This is a genomic window from Rhizobium sp. WYCCWR 11128, assembly GCF_013416305.1.
GTDB lineage: Bacteria > Pseudomonadota > Alphaproteobacteria > Rhizobiales > Rhizobiaceae > Rhizobium > Rhizobium indicum.
In genome coordinates this window covers 922,782-938,395 of record NZ_JACCEZ010000001.1, presented here as the reverse complement: position 1 = coordinate 938,395, position 15,614 = coordinate 922,782, and the positions used below count along the sequence as shown (strand labels likewise).

At 62.0% G+C, this 15,614-nt stretch carries 15 protein-coding genes; 3 read left to right on the top strand and 12 right to left on the bottom strand.

All coding sequences use genetic code 11. The features are described 5' to 3' along the window. Window positions 1–65: 65 nt before the first annotated feature. The 11 genes from HX898_RS04530 to HX898_RS04480 form a co-directional block, all read right to left on the bottom strand. Window positions 66–890, bottom strand: coding sequence for an inositol monophosphatase family protein (locus tag HX898_RS04530; protein WP_180194098.1), 825 nt, complete (start codon window positions 888–890; stop codon window positions 66–68). A 40-nt stretch (window positions 891–930) separates the two neighbouring features. Further along, window positions 931–1,758: an inositol monophosphatase gene (locus HX898_RS04525; RefSeq protein WP_180194097.1), complete on the bottom strand. Its 828-nt coding sequence runs from the start codon at window positions 1,756–1,758 to the stop codon at window positions 931–933. A gap of 144 nt (window positions 1,759–1,902) precedes the next feature. Then, window positions 1,903–2,772, bottom strand: a complete 870-nt coding sequence (gene ttcA, locus HX898_RS04520) for a tRNA 2-thiocytidine(32) synthetase TtcA (RefSeq protein ID WP_138329311.1) — start codon at window positions 2,770–2,772, stop codon at window positions 1,903–1,905. Window positions 2,773–2,832: 60 nt separating this feature from the next. After that, window positions 2,833–3,762, bottom strand: coding sequence for a glutaminase (locus tag HX898_RS04515; protein ID WP_018072276.1), 930 nt, complete (start codon window positions 3,760–3,762; stop codon window positions 2,833–2,835). 102 nt (window positions 3,763–3,864) lie between these two features. Continuing rightward, window positions 3,865–4,482: a 30S ribosomal protein S4 gene (gene rpsD / locus HX898_RS04510; RefSeq protein ID WP_003540107.1), complete on the bottom strand. Its 618-nt coding sequence runs from the start codon at window positions 4,480–4,482 to the stop codon at window positions 3,865–3,867. Between the two features lie 224 nt (window positions 4,483–4,706). Continuing rightward, window positions 4,707–6,218: an ATP-binding protein gene (locus tag HX898_RS04505; protein ID WP_180194096.1), complete on the bottom strand. Its 1,512-nt coding sequence runs from the start codon at window positions 6,216–6,218 to the stop codon at window positions 4,707–4,709. A gap of 221 nt (window positions 6,219–6,439) precedes the next feature. Next, window positions 6,440–7,687: an MFS transporter gene (locus HX898_RS04500; protein ID WP_180194095.1), complete on the bottom strand. Its 1,248-nt coding sequence runs from the start codon at window positions 7,685–7,687 to the stop codon at window positions 6,440–6,442. A gap of 24 nt (window positions 7,688–7,711) precedes the next feature. Beyond that, complete coding sequence (gene murI / locus HX898_RS04495) at window positions 7,712–8,515, bottom strand: glutamate racemase (protein WP_138329306.1); 804 nt, start codon at window positions 8,513–8,515, stop codon at window positions 7,712–7,714. Next, a complete protein-coding gene (locus HX898_RS04490; protein WP_012757650.1) occupies window positions 8,496–9,326 on the bottom strand; it encodes an RNA methyltransferase in 831 nt (276 codons plus the stop codon). Before HX898_RS04490 ends, murI begins: the two co-directional genes overlap by 20 nt. A 4-nt stretch (window positions 9,327–9,330) precedes the next feature. Next, window positions 9,331–11,370, bottom strand: a complete 2,040-nt coding sequence (locus HX898_RS04485) for an FUSC family protein (protein WP_180194094.1) — start codon at window positions 11,368–11,370, stop codon at window positions 9,331–9,333. A 97-nt stretch (window positions 11,371–11,467) separates the two neighbouring features. Then, window positions 11,468–11,995, bottom strand: coding sequence for a hypothetical protein (locus HX898_RS04480; RefSeq protein WP_138329304.1), 528 nt, complete (start codon window positions 11,993–11,995; stop codon window positions 11,468–11,470). A gap of 186 nt (window positions 11,996–12,181) precedes the next feature. Between HX898_RS04480 and HX898_RS04475 the strand changes: the two genes are divergently transcribed. The 3 genes from HX898_RS04475 to HX898_RS04465 all read left to right on the top strand — a co-directional run bounded on the left by HX898_RS04475 (window position 12,182) and on the right by HX898_RS04465 (window position 14,615). After that, complete coding sequence (locus tag HX898_RS04475) at window positions 12,182–13,393, top strand: NADP-dependent isocitrate dehydrogenase (protein ID WP_138329303.1); 1,212 nt, start codon at window positions 12,182–12,184, stop codon at window positions 13,391–13,393. Window positions 13,394–13,464: 71 nt separating this feature from the next. Then, on the top strand, window positions 13,465–13,911 hold the full coding sequence (locus HX898_RS04470; RefSeq protein WP_138389063.1) for a GNAT family N-acetyltransferase: 447 nt from the start codon (window positions 13,465–13,467) through the stop codon (window positions 13,909–13,911). A gap of 77 nt (window positions 13,912–13,988) precedes the next feature. Next, the gene (locus HX898_RS04465) at window positions 13,989–14,615 is read left to right on the top strand and encodes a glutathione S-transferase family protein (RefSeq protein ID WP_138329301.1); all 627 of its coding nucleotides are present in this window, start codon (window positions 13,989–13,991) and stop codon (window positions 14,613–14,615) included. 45 nt (window positions 14,616–14,660) lie between these two features. Here the strand turns inward: HX898_RS04465 and HX898_RS04460 are convergent, their stop codons facing one another. After that, window positions 14,661–15,512 (bottom strand): AraC family transcriptional regulator, encoded by an 852-nt coding sequence (locus HX898_RS04460; protein WP_180194093.1) that lies wholly within the window; start codon window positions 15,510–15,512, stop codon window positions 14,661–14,663. Window positions 15,513–15,614 lie beyond the last annotated feature (102 nt).

Here is a 15,614-nt window from a genome sequence, read left to right as displayed (position 1 = left end):
CGAGCATGACGATAGAGGAGTTAGACAACTGTCTCAGCAGTCTGGTGCTCACCGGAACGGCGGGTTCAGACCGTGAAAACCTCGCGCCGCAGCACTTCCCACGAAGCCTTGTCGGGCGTGATCAGCAGCCCGCCGTCGAGATGATGCGGCAGGTAGGGCGAGCCGTCGAAGCGCGCTGCATAGGCGCCCGCCTCCTGCGAGATCAGCGTGCCGGTAAGGTGATCCCAGGGCATCAGCTTGTTGTACATGAGGTAATGCACATGGCCGCCCGCAAAGGTGCGGTATTCGTGGGCAGCGCAGCGGTAGTTGGTGAGGAAGCGCACCTTGGCGAGATTGGCGAGCACTTCGGCGCGCTTTTCCTTCGGCAGGTAGCCGGTCGAGGCCATGCCGACCATATGCTCCAGGCCCACGGGCGCTGCGACCGAGAGCCGCTCGGCGCCGCCATCCGGCCGCCGCAGCCAGGCGCCACCGCCCTTTTCGGCCATCACCCAATCGTCGCCCATCGGATCGTAGATGATGCCGGCAACCGTCTCGCCGCCGGAGATAACGGACGCCATGACGCCGAAGGCCGGGATGCCGGCGGCAAAATTGAACGTGCCGTCGACCGGATCGACGACAATCGCGAGATCGGCATGTTCGAGGCTGCCGAGCAAATCAGGATCGGCCGCGACCGATTCTTCGCCAAGGAACAGTGCGCTCGGCCAGAGTTGCGCAGCTTCCGCCTTGATCATGCGTTCCGCCTGCTCATCGGCCTCGGTGACGAGATCGGTCGCCTCGCTCTTGGCGCGGACGTCGGCCTGACCGAGCCGGCGAAAGCGCGGCAGGATCTCCGCCTTTGCTGCACGGCGCAGCAGATCGGCAAGAACGGTCACGTCAACAGTCGAAGTCATGTCAAATCCTCACGCTTAGGTCTCCCAGGAGAACCTTAAATCAGATGCCGACGATCTCGCGCCGGACAAGCTGCCAGCTCTCCTTGTCGGGTGCGGAGATGATGCCGCCCGTCGTCTCGCCGGGGCGATAGGGCGTGCCGTCGAATTTCGCCGTATGGCCGCCGGCCTCCTGATGCGCGAGCACGCCAGCTAGATGATCCCAGGGCATCAGTTTCGTATGGCCGATGAAATGCAGCTTGCCGGAGGCAACCATCCAATATTCGTAGGCCGAGCAGTTGAAGGCGAAGGTCATCCGGATCTTTGCCATGTTGGCGCAGATACGCGAGCGATCCGGTTCATCCATATGCCCCCACGACATGCCGCCGACCATCTGGCTCAGGCTAGCGGGCTCCGCTACCTGTAGCTTTGTCGATTGCCCGTCCTGGCGCGTCAGGAAGGTGCCCGCCCCTTTGATCGCGGTCACCGTGTCGCCGAGAACGGGATCATGAATGATGCCGGCGACCGTTTCGCCCCTGACGGTCACCGCCAACATGGTCCCGAAGACAGGAAGCCCGGCGGCAAAATTGAACGTCCCGTCGACAGGGTCGATGACGAAGGCGAGCTCGGCATCGGCAAGGGCCGGTACGACAGACCGGTCGGCGTCATAGGCCTCCTCGCCGACGACGAGTGCTGCGGGAAAGCGCTCTCTCAGCGCCGCGGTGATCCGCTGTTCGGCAAGTACGTCCGCCTGCGTCACCAGATCGATTGCCGAAGTCTTTTCCGAAACATCGGCAGCGCCGAGATTGCGGAAACGCGGCATGATCTCGGCGCGCGCCGCCTCTCGGACGCAATCGCCGAGAAAGAGAATATCCTGGTCTGAAATAGTCATACGAAATCCTGCCTTGATGCAATAGCCAGCCTGCCCACAGCGCCGCGCGTCTTTTAGACGCGCAAAGGACGCTGGAACACCTTAAATTGCTGCATAATTCCTTAAATCGATTCCGATTTAAGGAATTATGCAGTAGCCGGCTTTTCATGAAGGATCGGTGACACCAAGAGTGGAAAAGTCGAAGAGTTTAGGATCGAGCAGATGCGACGGGTTCACATGCGAAAGCGCCCGCAGCATCGTATCCTTGCGTCCCGGCATCCGCCGCTCGATATCGGCGAGCATGTCCTTCATCGCATTGCGCTGCAGCCCATCCTGCGAGCCGCAGAGATCGCAGGGGATGATCGGAAACTGCATGGCGGCGGCGAATTTCGCGAGGTCGTCCTCAGCGGCATAGGCAAGCGGCCGGAGCACCATCAGGTCGCCCTCGTCGTTCAGAAGCTTCGCCGGCATCGAGGCGAGCCGGCCGCCATGAAAGAAATTCATGAAAAAGGTTTCGAGAATGTCCTCGCGGTGGTGGCCGAGCACCAGCGCATCGCAACCCTCTTCCCGCGCGACGCGGTAGAGATTGCCGCGGCGCAGCCGCGAACAGAGCGAACAATAGGTAGCGCCTTCAGGCACCTTCTCCTTCACGATCGAATAGGTATCGCGATACTCGATCCGGTGGCGGACGCCGATCTTGGTGAGATAGTCCGGCAGCACGTGCTTCGGAAAATTCGGCTGTCCCTGGTCGAGATTGCAGGCGATGAGTTCGACCGGCAGCAGGCCGCGCCATTTGAGATCCAGCAGCAGCGCCAACAGCCCATAAGAGTCCTTGCCGCCGGAAAGGCCGACCAGCCAGCGCTTCTGGCCCTTCAGCATGTCGAAATCGTCGAAGGCCTGCCGCACCTGCCGCAGCAGCCGCTTGCGCAGCTTGTTGAAGGAGACGGAACGCGGTGCATCGGCAAACAGCGCATGGCCGCCGGTGTCGGCCTCGCTACTCTCCAACTCGTCGGCGATACTGGCTGCGATATTCATTGCTTCGTCCTACAGAAATTCCAAACTTGCTCTAGCAGAAACCCGCCTGGCAACACAGCGTCAATCGCCGAAAACCGACCAGCCGGTGCGCGCTGCGAGCATTTCCAGCGCCGCGGCGCCGAGCTGCGAATTGCCGACCTTGTTCAGCCCCGGCGACCACACCGCGATCGAGGCGATGCCCGGCGCCACCGCGAAGATGCCGCCGCCGACGCCGCTCTTGCCGGGCAGGCCGACATGATAGGCGAAGTCACCCGAACCGTCATAGTGGCCGCAGGTCAGCATCAGCGCATTGATGCGACGCGCCCGCTTCGGCGAGACCACCGAATGGCCGGTCGTCGGATTGCTGCCGCGCGCCGCCAGGAACAGCCCGGCGCGGGCGAGCTGCTCGCAACTCATCGACAGCGCGCATTGATGGAAATAGACGCCGAGAACATGGTCGACCGGATGGTCGAGATTGCGGTAGGCGCGCATGAAGTTGGCAAGCGCGAAATTGCGGTATCCCGTCTGCGTTTCCGAGCGCGCCACCTTGTCGTCGATGGTGATCGACTCGTCATCGGCGAGATAACGCACGAAACGCAGCAGCTCGCCGATTGCCTCGCGCGGCGCATGGCCGGCCATGACGACGTCGCTGACGGCGATCGCGCCGGCATTGATGAAGGGATTGCGGGGAATGCCGCTCTCGTGCTCTAGCTGGACGATCGAATTGAAAGCCGATCCGGAGGGTTCGCGCCCGACCCGCTTCCACAGCCCCTCGCCGACCTTGCCGAGCGCCAGCGTCAGCATGAAGACCTTCGAAATGCTCTGGATCGAAAAAGCGGTGTCGGCATCGCCGACGCGATAGACTTTGCCGTCGACGGTGACGATCGCCATGCCGAACTGCTTCGGGTCGACCTTGGCGAGCTCCGGAATATAGTCCGCGACCTTGCCCTCGCCGATCCGCGGCTGGATATCGGCGTAGATGCTATCGAGGGTCGCCTGCAAATCTGCCATCGCTTCTCTCCAGATCGCAAAAAAGCCGCTCGAAAGAGCGGCTTTCCGTATACCGGCGCATGCTGTTGTCTCGCAATCGGTTTCGACTGCGAGACGAATGCATTAACGCGAGTAGAATTCGACGACCAGGTGCGGTTCCATGACGACCGGGAACGGAACGTCGCTGAGTGTCGGAACGCGGCCGAAGGTTGCGACCATCTTGTTGTGATCGACTTCGATGTAATCGGGAACGTCGCGCTCGGCGAGGCTGACGGCTTCCAGAACGATCACCAGCTGCTTGGACTTTTCGCGAACTTCGATGACGTCGCCGGCCTTGCAGCGGTAGGAACCGATGTTGACGCGCACACCGTTGACCGAGACGTGGCCATGGTTGACGAACTGGCGGGCAGCAAAGACCGTCGGAACGAACTTGGCGCGATAGACGATCGCGTCGAGGCGCGATTCCAAGAGGCCGATCAGGTTTTCAGACGTGTCGCCCTTGCGGCGATCGGCTTCGGCGAAGATCGCGCGGAACTGCTTTTCGCGCAGGTCACCGTAGTAGCCCTTGAGCTTCTGCTTGGCGCGCAGCTGCACACCGAAGTCCGAAAGCTTGCCCTTGCGGCGCTGGCCGTGCTGGCCCGGGCCGTATTCGCGGCGGTTCACCGGGGACTTCGGACGGCCCCAGATGTTTTCGCCCATGCGGCGGTCAATTTTGTACTTGGACGATTCGCGCTTGCTCATCGTATTTCCTTTCAAAGGTTTATGGCGGTTTGTTGCCAAACCGCGCGAAGGAAACACGCCCTCCTCTGGTCTTTTCCAAGACCTGACAGGATGTTCCGGTTAGCGAACAGGAACGATCCACGGGACATGTCAAATGAAACACCGGGCATTGCTGCCCGGTGCTTGCGGCGGTCTTTAGAGGCCCGTCATGAAAATGTCAACAGCGGCAAACCCCGAAAGCGCCACTATTCCGCCGCCAGCGGTTGGTCGCCCGTGTCGGGTGCGTTGGCGTCGCCCGGCGCCGTCTGGCAGTCCATATCAGGGAAAGCGACGATACGCTTGCCGGAAAAATCGGCGTGCACGACGATGATGCTCTGCTCCTCGAAATAGCCGAGCAGGCGCCGCGCGCGGCGGGCGGAATGAGTGCCGTAGGCGCGGGCGATGCGGGCGTCCGACGGACACGGCTCGCCGCAGACGGCGGCCTTGGCGAGCATCAGGAAGACGCCCTGCAGGTCGTCGGTGACACCTGATGACAACGACAGCGCCGTTGCCCAGGCATCGGTTGCAGCTGTCGTCGCATCGACGCCGGAACGCGAGATCGCCACGCGCCGACGGAAATCCGGCAGCGCGATCGGCGGTCCCGGCACCCGGCGCATGCGCAGCCGTACCAGAAAGTCCTGGTAAAGCACCGAATCGGTGCGGAAGGCGGATGCCGGATCGTCCAGTATCTCGGCCAGCACGCCCGCAAGGCGCTCTTCCCGCTCCTCGGCGGAGACTTCCACCTGGTTCGCCCTCGCCTCGACCGGTGCTGCTGACGCTGCCGGCGTCGAGCGCGAGAGTTCTGCCAGGATATCGGTCGTCGGCCGCGGCGGCGGCGCGGCGCGGCGCACGAGCGGACGCTGGAATTCCTCCGGATCGGGCGTGAAAATCAGGTCTTCGACATCTTGAGGCGCATCCGGCAACGGCATCAGCTTCGGGCTGGAAGAGCGCGCCGAGGTCTCCACCGCGCCGATCTGGATCGGCAGCGGCCGGCGCGACAGCGCCGGTCCGAGAGCGACGAAATTGCCGCGCTTCAGATCGCGGAACATCTCGGCCTGCCGCCGGTCCATGCCGAGCAGGTCGGCGGCGCGCGCCATGTCGATATCGAGAAAGGTGCGGCCCATCAGGAAGTTCGAGGCCTCGGCCGCCACGTTCTTGGCGAGTTTGGCAAGCCGCTGCGTCGCGATCACGCCGGCAAGACCGCGCTTGCGGCCGCGGCACATCAGGTTGGTCATCGCGCCGAGCGACATCTTGCGCGCATCTTCCGAGACATCGCCACCAACCGACGGCGCAAACATCTGCGCCTCGTCGACCACGACGAGAACCGGATACCAGTATTCGCGATCGGCATCGAACATGCCGTTGAGAAAGGCGGCGGCGGCGCGCATCTGGTCTTCGAGATCGAGGCCTTCGAGCGTCAGCACGCAGGAAACGCGATGCTGGCGGATGCGGTTGGCAATGCCCGCCAACTCCGCCTCTGTGCGTTCACCGTCGACGACGACGTGGCCGAACCTGTCGCTGAGGGTGACGAAATCACCCTCGGGATCGATGATGACCTGCTGCACCCATTGCGCCGATTGCTCGAGCAGACGGCGGAGAAGATGCGATTTGCCGGAGCCGGAATTGCCCTGAACGAGCAGACGTGTCGCCAGCAGCTCCTCGATATCGAGCGTCGCCGGAGCGCCGGACGCCAGTCCCATATCGATGCCAACCTGCACGTCCAATTCCCCTTACAAATTCCCGGCCCGTCTCTAGATCAGGATGATTTTAGGCCCGGTCGGCCTAAAATCTGTTTCCTGATCTACATCAAAGAAATAGAGCATGATGTCGTCCGAAAACCACGCACACTTTTCGGCATCATGCTCTAGCAGATTCGCAGGCACCGTTGTCGTCAAACCTTTAAGAACCCACAGGAAAGCCAGCCCTGGGCAATAAGGCTTCACACCGCCTCGCGCTCGACGAGGTCCCCCGCCATGTCCTTCTGCGTCGGAATTAGCAAACGTGTGCAGAGCAGGCTGACGAAAAGCGGTACCAGCAAGACCGCAAGCCCCGTGCGCAAGCCCAGGAGTTCGCCCAGAAAGCCGATGATCGGCGGCCCGATGAGAAAACCGGTCAGGGCTGCGAAGGAGAGCGTCGCAACGCTTGAAGCAGGCGGGCGGTCAGTCAGCGAAGCGACTGCCGTCACCGCAAGCGGAAACCCGACCGAGACGCCGACACCGACTGCGGCAAAGCCGAGTAGCGCAAGCGGCGTCGCCGGTGCAAGGAGAACGACGAGCATGCCGGCAAGCGAGGCGATGCCGCAGCCACGGGCAATGGCAACCGCGCCGAAACGGCTTTTCATGTAATCACCGCTGAAGCGCCCCGCCGCAACCATGAAAGCGAAAACCGAATAACCGAGGCCGGTTTGCGCGCCTTCTGCATTCATGACATCGCGGAGGTAGACCGCCGACCAATCGGCGATCGCACCTTCAGTCATCGTCACGCCGAAGACGAAGGCGCAGATCCCGAGCAGAGCAAGACTGGGCAGCTTGAAGCCGGTCATTGCCTGCGAATTCTCCGCATGGTGACTTTCCGGCAATTTCGGCAGGCGCAGGCTGACAATCAGCGCAGCCGGCAGGATGACGATCGCCGTGATCAGGATCGACCAGTGCGGCGAAAGCCCGAGGGCTATGGCACCAACGCCGATCAGGCTGCCGGCCATGATGCCGAAGCTCCAGAAGCCGTGGCAGCGGCTCATGATGATCAGCCCCGTCGCCTTCTCGGTCACATCGGCCTCGACATTCATGCCGAGTTCCACCGTCGAAAGCGCGACCCCAACGACAATCAAGGCGAAGAATAGAAGCATGGCGCTGGGCGCGAAGGCTGGAAGCGAAACCACGGCAAGAAAGAAGATGAAACCATAGATGATCGCCATGCGCCCGCCGATGCGCGAGACGAGGCGGCCGGCAAACGGCAGGGTGATCAGCGTGCCGATCGGCAATCCCAGAAGTGCGACGGCGAGATCGGCGGTGCCGAGTTCAAGCTTCGCCTGGATATCAGGAATGCGCGGTAACCAGGCGCCAAAGGCTATCGGCTGCAGAAAGAAGATCAGCATGACAAGTCTTTGCAGCGGCACGACGCATCCCTTTATGTCTTGGACGGCAAACACCCGCCCGCGATTCCCCGCGGAGATCTTGCGCGATGACATCAGTGAAATAAAGCGCGCAGTGCCTTATCGCGTGCTGAGACCGAAACCCTGCATCAGTCGACGCGTCGCAAAGTCGGGATTGCCGGATGTAAAGACGGCAAAGTCGAAATGATCGGGGTGAACGGCATCGGCGATCTGCGGAACGAGTGTGCGCGCCCGCCGGGCAATGGCTTCTGCCGGATCCAGCCAGTCCACCGGCCAAGGCGCCAGTCTGCGGAATAAATTGGCCATGAAGGGATAGTGCGTGCAGGCAAGCACGACGATATCGGTCCTCTGACTGTCCTTCTCGACGAAGCATTGGTCGATTTCGGCAAGCACGGCGTCATCGGAGACGGCATCACCGCGAATATAGGCCTCCGCCATGCGCGCCAGGTTCTCCGAGCCGACGAGGCGGACATGGCATTGCTGGGCGAAGGACTGGATGAGATCGCGCGTATAGGCGCGCTTGACCGTGCCCGGCGTCGCGAGCACCGAGACCAGGCCGGACCGCGTACGCTCCGCCGCCGGCTTGATCGCCGGCACGGTGCCAACGAAGGTCATCTGAGGAAAGGCGGCGCGCAGATCGGCACCAACAAGCGTGAAGGCGGTGTTGCAGGCGATGATGCAGACCTCAGGATCGTGCTCCTCGAGCAGCCGGCCGAAAAGCCCGATCACCCGCTCCTTCAGCGACTGTTCCTCCCAGCCGCCATAAGGAAAGCCGGCATCGTCGGCAACATAGATGAAGCCGCGTTCCGGCATCAGCACGCGCGCCTCGCGCAAAACGGTCAGCCCGCCGATGCCGGAATCGAAGACGAGGACGGGTTTCAGCTCATGCGTCAGCGCTGTCATCGGGCGGTGTTTCCTTGGCCGCTGTCGGGAACCGGCCGCCGCGCGGGCTCTTGCGCGAGAAGCGGTCGAGGGAAGAGATAACGCCGCGCAACACGCTGATTTCCTGCTCCGTGAAGGCCCGGCGGGATAAGACAGCGCGCAGATTGTCGACCATTTTCGGCTTTTTCCCGGCAGGATGGAAATAACCGCGCGCATCGAGCGCCTCTTCCAGCTGGTCGAACAGGCCGAACAGCTGATCCTTGGTCGAAGGTGTTTGCCCCATCGCCTGAAAAGGCACGGCGCCGAGATCTTCCATGCCTGACTTCATCCATTCATAGGACATCAGCAGCACGGCCTGGGCGATGTTCAACGACGCAAAGGCCGGATTGACGGGAAAGGTGACGATCTCGTCGGCAAGCGCCACTTCCTCGTTGGTCAACCCCCAGCGCTCGCGCCCGAAGAGGATGCCAGTGCCCTCGCCGGCGCGGAACCTCGCCCGAAGCGTCTCGGCGGCGATGACGGGCGAACGCACCGGCTTATAACCGTCGCGCTCGCGTGCCGTCGTCGCATAGACGAAATTGAGATCGGCGACCGCCTGTTCCAGCGTGTCGTAGACCTTGGTCGCCTCGATCACGTGATCGGCCTTGGATGCGGTCGCCAGGGCTTTCTCGTTCGGCCAGCCGTCGCGCGGATTGACCAGGCGGAGTTCAGCAAGGCCGAAATTCGCCATGGCGCGCGCCACCATGCCGATATTCTCGCCCATCTGCGGCTCGACCAGAATAATGGCCGGGCCTTCGGCCAGAAGTTGACGCTCGCTATTCGTGCCTGCCATGGTTCTATCCCTGTTTCGAGCGCGCAATAACCTCGCCCGGTGCAAACGGCAAGACATCAGCCTGCGGATAGAGCCTTTCCAGCGCCGAACCGATCATTTCGAGCCCGAGTCTTGCGCCTTCGCGCGACAGCGGCAGGTGCCGCCCTGTCGTCCCGGACGCCTTGCGCTCGATGAAGAAACAGGTCGAGCCGCGCGGGGCCGCATCCTTCATCAGCGCCAGATCCGAAGCGATCAGCCTCTTCAGCTCGTCGGCCTCGGCCGATGCTGCGTAGCTCTTCGCCAGGATGCGTGCCCAATAGGTGCAGGAGAGGAAGATCGCCAGCGTCTGGCGGATCTGGCCCGGCCGCGTCACCACCGACCAGGACGAGCCGAGCGGCCGCGCCGCCACCGTTACGTCGCGGTAGCAGGCATCGATCTTCTGCGACAGCGCAATCAGCGCAAAACCGCTCTTGCCTTCGCCGATCGCGCTCAACAACTCATCCAGCGCCTGAAACCAGCGGGCGAGTGCGGCATCCAGCGCGCCGCGCGTGCGTGCGGGAAAGACCAGGAAGGCGACCGCCGTTCCGGCCACCGCGCCGATCACGGTCTCCCCGATGCGCAGTTGCAGGAGATCAAGCGTCAGCACCCCAGTCATGCCGTAGACCAGGCAGAGCACGATCGAGATGAAGAAGGTCATCGTCGCATAGGAAACCTGCAGGAAATAGAAGGCGAGGAAGATGCAGACGGCGGCGACCGGAATGGCGATATCAGGCTCACCCGAAATCAGCGTCGCCAGCAGGAGGCCGATGGCGATCCCGAACACCGTGCCGAGCGAGCGCGACAGCGCTTTCATTGCCGTGTCGCCGCGCGAATTGGTGTTGGTGAAGACCAGGAAAGCGGCAAGCACCGCCCAGAACCAGCGGTCGCGCGACAGAAGCAGGCCGAAGCCCATGGCAAGCGCCGAGGCGAGCGTGATCTGCAGTGCCGAGCGCAGCAGCGGATTGGCAAAGGAAAAGTCGATCCTTTCAGGCTGCGCAGTGTCCTTGACGGCATCGATGCCGGCAAAGCCGGAGGCCTGCCCCTCGCCGATCGCCTGCGTCAGCTGCTGCCGCGCCTCGCCGAGCCAGAGAAGCGCCCGCACGGTTTCGCCCTGAGGCTCGTCCTTGATGGCTTCCGCCGTGACACCATAGGGTGCAAGTTCGGCTGCATCCGCCTCGATCACCGCATGGACGAGCGCAAAGGGCGGCGGGCTCTGGAAGCTCAGCACGATCGCGCTCTCGGCGGCAAGATGCGCATCGAAGAGCCGGATCGCCAGCTCTGCGGCAGGATCGGCGGCGGCATCGAAAACCCCGCCGGCCGGGCGTGGAATGAAGGTTTCGGCCATCAGCACCACTTCCTTAAGCCGGTCTTCCAGCTGGCGCAGCTCCTGCCGGTCGGCTTCGCCGATCTCGGCGCCACCGGCAAGGGTGGCGAGCTTGAAGAGGATCTGGTTGATCCGGCCGCGCACGCTTTCGAGCGAGCGCAGCAGGTCGCGCCGCCAGTCGTCCGGCAGGAGCACGGCTCTCACCAGGTGGCCAACGAGCACCGAGACGACGGGGCCGATCGCCACCGCTGGCAGCTCGGCAAGAGAAGGCCGGAAATAGGACCCCATGAAATAGGAGGTAAAGGCGAACATGCCGATTGCAAAACCGCGCGGCCCGAACACGCGGCCCGCCGATGCGAGCGCGATCACCACCAGGAAGACGAGATCGGAGAGAAAACGGCGATCCTCGAGGCCCGCCGCTATGGCGACGACGCCAAGGCTTGCGACGCAACCGAAGAGCCGCGTCACCAGTTGTCGCGCATTGCCCTTGTCGCGAACAGCCACCCCGCCCTCGATCGACAGCACGATGCCAAGACCGAAAGCCGCCGTCGGCAACGGCACGATCAACATCTGGATGGCGAGGAGGACCAAGAAGGAGAAGACGATCGTCAGCGTCACCCGCGAGGCCATCCGCAGGCGCGAGAGCGCCGGATCGTTGGCAAGCAGCCAGTCGCGGAACTGAAAACCGGAAAACAAGTGCAAAAGCCCCTCATGCTGCCCAGGGATCGACAGATACCGCCGTAAGAGCGGAAATCAAACCACCCGAGATCGAATCCCGATGCTCTCGAACGTCGCGCGCCTATTGCCCCTTGGCAATCAGCGCCATCGTCGCCTTCAGGGAATCGCGCGCCGCCGTTTCGATATTTTCGGTGACGATATCGTCGATGACGGTTTTGCCGCCCTCTTCGACCACTTGGAAATGAACAGTCGTATAATCCTTGGCGTCAGGCGCGTCCGAGCAGGCGGATTTCTTGAAGCGCACGGTCACCTCGGCCACGCCATCGACCACAGGCGCTGCCGCCATCGTCAGATCCTCCAGCGGGCAGGCATCCTGGCCATTGACGATGACGTCGTAGTCGAAGGGCGATATGCCGTCGTCGTCGATGGCGGGAAACTGCGCCGCCGCCCGGTATTTCGCGACGAAATCGTGGCTGTAGAGACGGTCGAGACGGCTCGCATCGAAAATGTCGGTCCAGTCGCTGTTATTGTCGGCCCAGTTGCTCTTGGTCGCCTCCATGATCTCCTTCACGGGAGCGGTGATATCGGCGGCATGGCCGACGCCGGAAAAGGCGATAAGGCTTGCGATAACAATGGCGATTGTCTTCATGGTCGAATGTCCGGGGGCGGCAGTTGAGGCGGACACTAGCTAAATTCCGGCGCTTGGCAATGGCGGCAAAAACGCATTCTGAAACCCGTTGCAGCTTTGCGTTCCCGGTTCACAATGCTATAGCGCTCCTCATCACATCACCCACCCGGGACCCCGTCCCCATTCAAGCTCGAACGAGGCAGATACATGAACAAGATCAAGGTCGCAAATCCCGTCGCCGATCTCGACGGCGATGAAATGACGCGCATCATCTGGCAGCTCATCAAGGATAAGCTGATCCATCCGTATCTTGACCTCGACATCGACTATTTCGACCTATCGGTCGAAAACCGCGACGCCACCAACGACCAGGTCACCGTCGACGCCGCCAACGCCATCAAGAAGTACGGCGTCGGCATCAAGTGCGCGACGATCACGCCGGACGAAGATCGCGTCAAGGAATTCAATCTCAAGCAGATGTGGAAGAGCCCGAACGGCACGATCCGCAACATTCTCGGCGGTGTCATCTTCCGCGAGCCGATCATTTGCCAGAACGTGCCGCGCCTCGTTCCCGGCTGGACCAAGCCGATCGTTGTCGGCCGTCATGCCTTCGGCGACCAGTACCGTGCTACCGACTTCCGCTTCCCCGGCAAGGGCAAGCTGACGATCAAGTTCGTCGGCGAAGACGGCACGGTTATCGAGAAGGACGTCTTCGATGCCCCCGGCTCGGGCGTTGCCATGGCCATGTACAATCTCGACGAGTCGATCCGCGAATTCGCCCGCGCATCGATGATGTACGGCCTGATGCGTAAGTGGCCGGTTTACCTATCGACCAAGAACACCATCCTCAAGGCCTATGACGGTCGCTTCAAGGACATCTTCGAAGAGGTGTACCAGACCGAATTCAAGGATCAGTTCAAGGAAGTCGGCATCACCTACGAACACCGCCTGATTGACGACATGGTCGCCTCGGCGCTGAAGTGGTCGGGCGGCTATGTCTGGGCCTGCAAGAACTATGACGGCGACGTCCAGTCCGATACCGTTGCCCAGGGCTTCGGCTCTCTCGGCCTGATGACCTCGGTTCTGCTCACGCCCGACGGCAAGACAGTCGAAGCCGAAGCCGCCCACGGCACGGTCACCCGCCACTACCGCCAACATCAGAAGGGTCAGGAAACCTCGACGAACTCGATCGCCTCGATCTTCGCCTGGACGCGCGGCCTGGCGCATCGCGCCAAGCTCGACGACAATGCCGAGCTTGCCCGCTTCGCCGCAACGCTCGAAAAGGTCTGCGTCGACACCGTCGAATCCGGTTTCATGACCAAGGACCTGGCGCTGTTGATCGGACCCGATCAGCCGTGGCTCTCCACCACAGCTTTCCTCGACAAGATCGACGAGAACCTGCAGAAGGCCATGGCGTAAGCCGGCCTTTCCAAGATAACATCGAAACGGCGGGGATTTCCCCGCCGTTTTCATTTTGGGAGAATGAACCGATGACGGCCATCCTGCGACCGCTTGAACCCTCGGACCGCGCCGTTTGGGAACGCCTATGGGAGGCCTATCAGCGCTTCTACGAAGTGGTCATCCCGCCCGAAACCACGGCTCTCACCTGGGCTCGCTTCCATGATCCTGACGAACCGATGCACGCGCTCGGCGCCTTTGACGAAGATGGCCGTCTCGTCGGCATCGTCCATGCCGTCTTTCACCGCTCCTGCTGGCTGCCGCAATGGACCTGCTATCTGCAGGATCTCTATGTCGAAAACAGCCAGCGCGGGCTGGGTACCGGTGCCGCTTTGATCGAGGCAGTCGCCGACCTCGCCCGCGCCAACGGCGCAGGCAGGCTCTATTGGATGACGCACGAAACGAATGCAACGGCGCGGCGGCTCTACGACAGGATCGCCGAGCGCTCCGGCTTCATCCAATATCGCAAGGCGCTCTAACGGTCGGGACTTGCAGGCGGCCATCGCTGCGCTATTGATTCCGTGGGACCAAATAACGGCAACACGAGGAGGATTTCATGACCGAGGAACTGGTATTCTATACGAACCCGATGTCGCGCGGCCGCATCGCGCGCTGGATGCTGGAGGAGATCGGCCAGCCCTACCGCACCGAATACCTGACCTTCGGCGAGACGATGAAGGCGCCCGAATATCTCTCGGTCAACCCGATGGGCAAGGTGCCGGCGATCCGCCACGGCGACACCGTCGTCACCGAATGCGCGGCGATCTGCGCCTATCTCGCCGAGACCTTTCCTGACAAGGCGCTGGCGCCGAGACCGGAAGAGCGCGCCCGCTATTATCGCTGGATGTTTTTTGCCGCCGGTCCTCTCGAGTCGGCGGTGACGATGAAGACCCTCGGCTTCGAAATTCCGAAGGAGCGCCTGCGCATGGCCGGTTGCGGCGGTTTCGGCGACGTCATGAACACACTCGAGAAAGCCGTCTCCGCTTCGACCTACATCGCCGGCGAGCGCTTCACCGCCGCCGACGTCTATGTCGGCTCCCATGTCGGCTGGGGCCTCGGATTTGGCGGCATCGAAAGACGCCAGGCCTTCGTCGATTATGTCGGCCGCATCAGCGAGCGTGAGGCCTACAAACGGGCCAACGCCCTTGATGACGAAGCCGTCAAGACCATGCAGGCCGCCTAAGTCTCGAAGGCGCGGCGGATCCGACGCGCCCCCCGATCGACGGCGTCAGACGAGCGGCATGTGAATATCCGTCAGAAGCTCGGTCGGCGGCACCTCGCGTGGATTGTTGAGATATTCCTCGAACATAACCCTGTCCTTCAACTGCCGGCCGGATTTCGGCAGCCATTCGGCAAAGAGCCATTGATAGGACTTCGGCATATTGGCATAGGGACCCTTGTGGCGCAGCACGGCATAATCGCCGCCGTCGATCGTGCGCCGCTCGAACGGCGCATTGGCCGGCACGTCGGAAGCGCCGGTGACGCAGGCGATCGAGCGCAGCTTTTCCTCCAGCACAATGTCGGGATCGTCGAGATAGACGCCAATCATCCGCATGTCGGGCTTGGCGAGGCCGCGGGCGTAAAGCGTGCCGAACAGCGTCTCGAAGGCCTTGTCGATCTGCATGTAGGAACCGGTATGGGCAACACCGATCAGCTCGATCGGCGCGATCTCACGTATGGTAACGTCTAACATGACTTTGGTCTTTCCGTTAGGTGAGGGCTCATAGGCTGTGTGGCTTCCCTCTTTCCGGTAGCGGGCCGGCGGCATGCCGTAGACCGACTTGAAAATACGATTGAAGGATTGGAGATTGGGATAGCCTGATCGCTTCGCAATTTCACTGACGGCAAGTTCCGTGCGGACGATCTCGCCCGCCGCGTGATGCAGCCTGAGCCGCTTGACGGTGGCCGCCAGCGTCTCGCCGTAAATCGCCCGGTAGATCCTGTGCCAGTGATAGCTCGACATGCAGGCGATCTCGGCAAGGCGCTCCATATCCAGGTCCTCGTCGAGGTGGTCGTGAATATAGGCCGAAACCCGTCTCAGACGGTTTTCATAAAGTGCCCATGCCGTGTCGCCATTCATGTCGGAACCTCGTGCAAATCGATCGGCTTGAGAGAACCATAGTCCGATTTGACAAATCCTGCTGACTTGAACCTTCGGCGAATCCTGCGTAGACCGGAATTC

Bases quoted from the DNA above. Each gene is read 5' to 3' on its own strand.
- HX898_RS04530 (WP_180194098.1), bottom strand. From the start codon at position 890: ATGACTTCGACTGTTGACGTGACCGTTCTTGCCGATCTGCTGCGCCGT.
- HX898_RS04525 (WP_180194097.1), bottom strand. From the start codon at position 1,758: ATGACTATTTCAGACCAGGATATTCTCTTTCTCGGCGATTGCGTCCGA.
- ttcA (WP_138329311.1), bottom strand. From the start codon at position 2,772: ATGAATATCGCAGCCAGTATCGCCGACGAGTTGGAGAGTAGCGAGGCC.
- HX898_RS04515 (WP_018072276.1), bottom strand. From the start codon at position 3,762: ATGGCAGATTTGCAGGCGACCCTCGATAGCATCTACGCCGATATCCAG.
- rpsD (WP_003540107.1), bottom strand. From the start codon at position 4,482: ATGAGCAAGCGCGAATCGTCCAAGTACAAAATTGACCGCCGCATGGGC.
- HX898_RS04500 (WP_180194095.1), bottom strand. From the start codon at position 7,687: ATGTCATCGCGCAAGATCTCCGCGGGGAATCGCGGGCGGGTGTTTGCC.
- murI (WP_138329306.1), bottom strand. From the start codon at position 8,515: ATGACAGCGCTGACGCATGAGCTGAAACCCGTCCTCGTCTTCGATTCC.
- HX898_RS04490 (WP_012757650.1), bottom strand. From the start codon at position 9,326: ATGGCAGGCACGAATAGCGAGCGTCAACTTCTGGCCGAAGGCCCGGCC.
- HX898_RS04480 (WP_138329304.1), bottom strand. From the start codon at position 11,995: ATGAAGACAATCGCCATTGTTATCGCAAGCCTTATCGCCTTTTCCGGC.
- HX898_RS04475 (WP_138329303.1), top strand. From the start codon at position 12,182: ATGAACAAGATCAAGGTCGCAAATCCCGTCGCCGATCTCGACGGCGAT.
- HX898_RS04470 (WP_138389063.1), top strand. From the start codon at position 13,465: ATGACGGCCATCCTGCGACCGCTTGAACCCTCGGACCGCGCCGTTTGG.
- HX898_RS04465 (WP_138329301.1), top strand. From the start codon at position 13,989: ATGACCGAGGAACTGGTATTCTATACGAACCCGATGTCGCGCGGCCGC.
- HX898_RS04460 (WP_180194093.1), bottom strand. From the start codon at position 15,512: ATGAATGGCGACACGGCATGGGCACTTTATGAAAACCGTCTGAGACGG.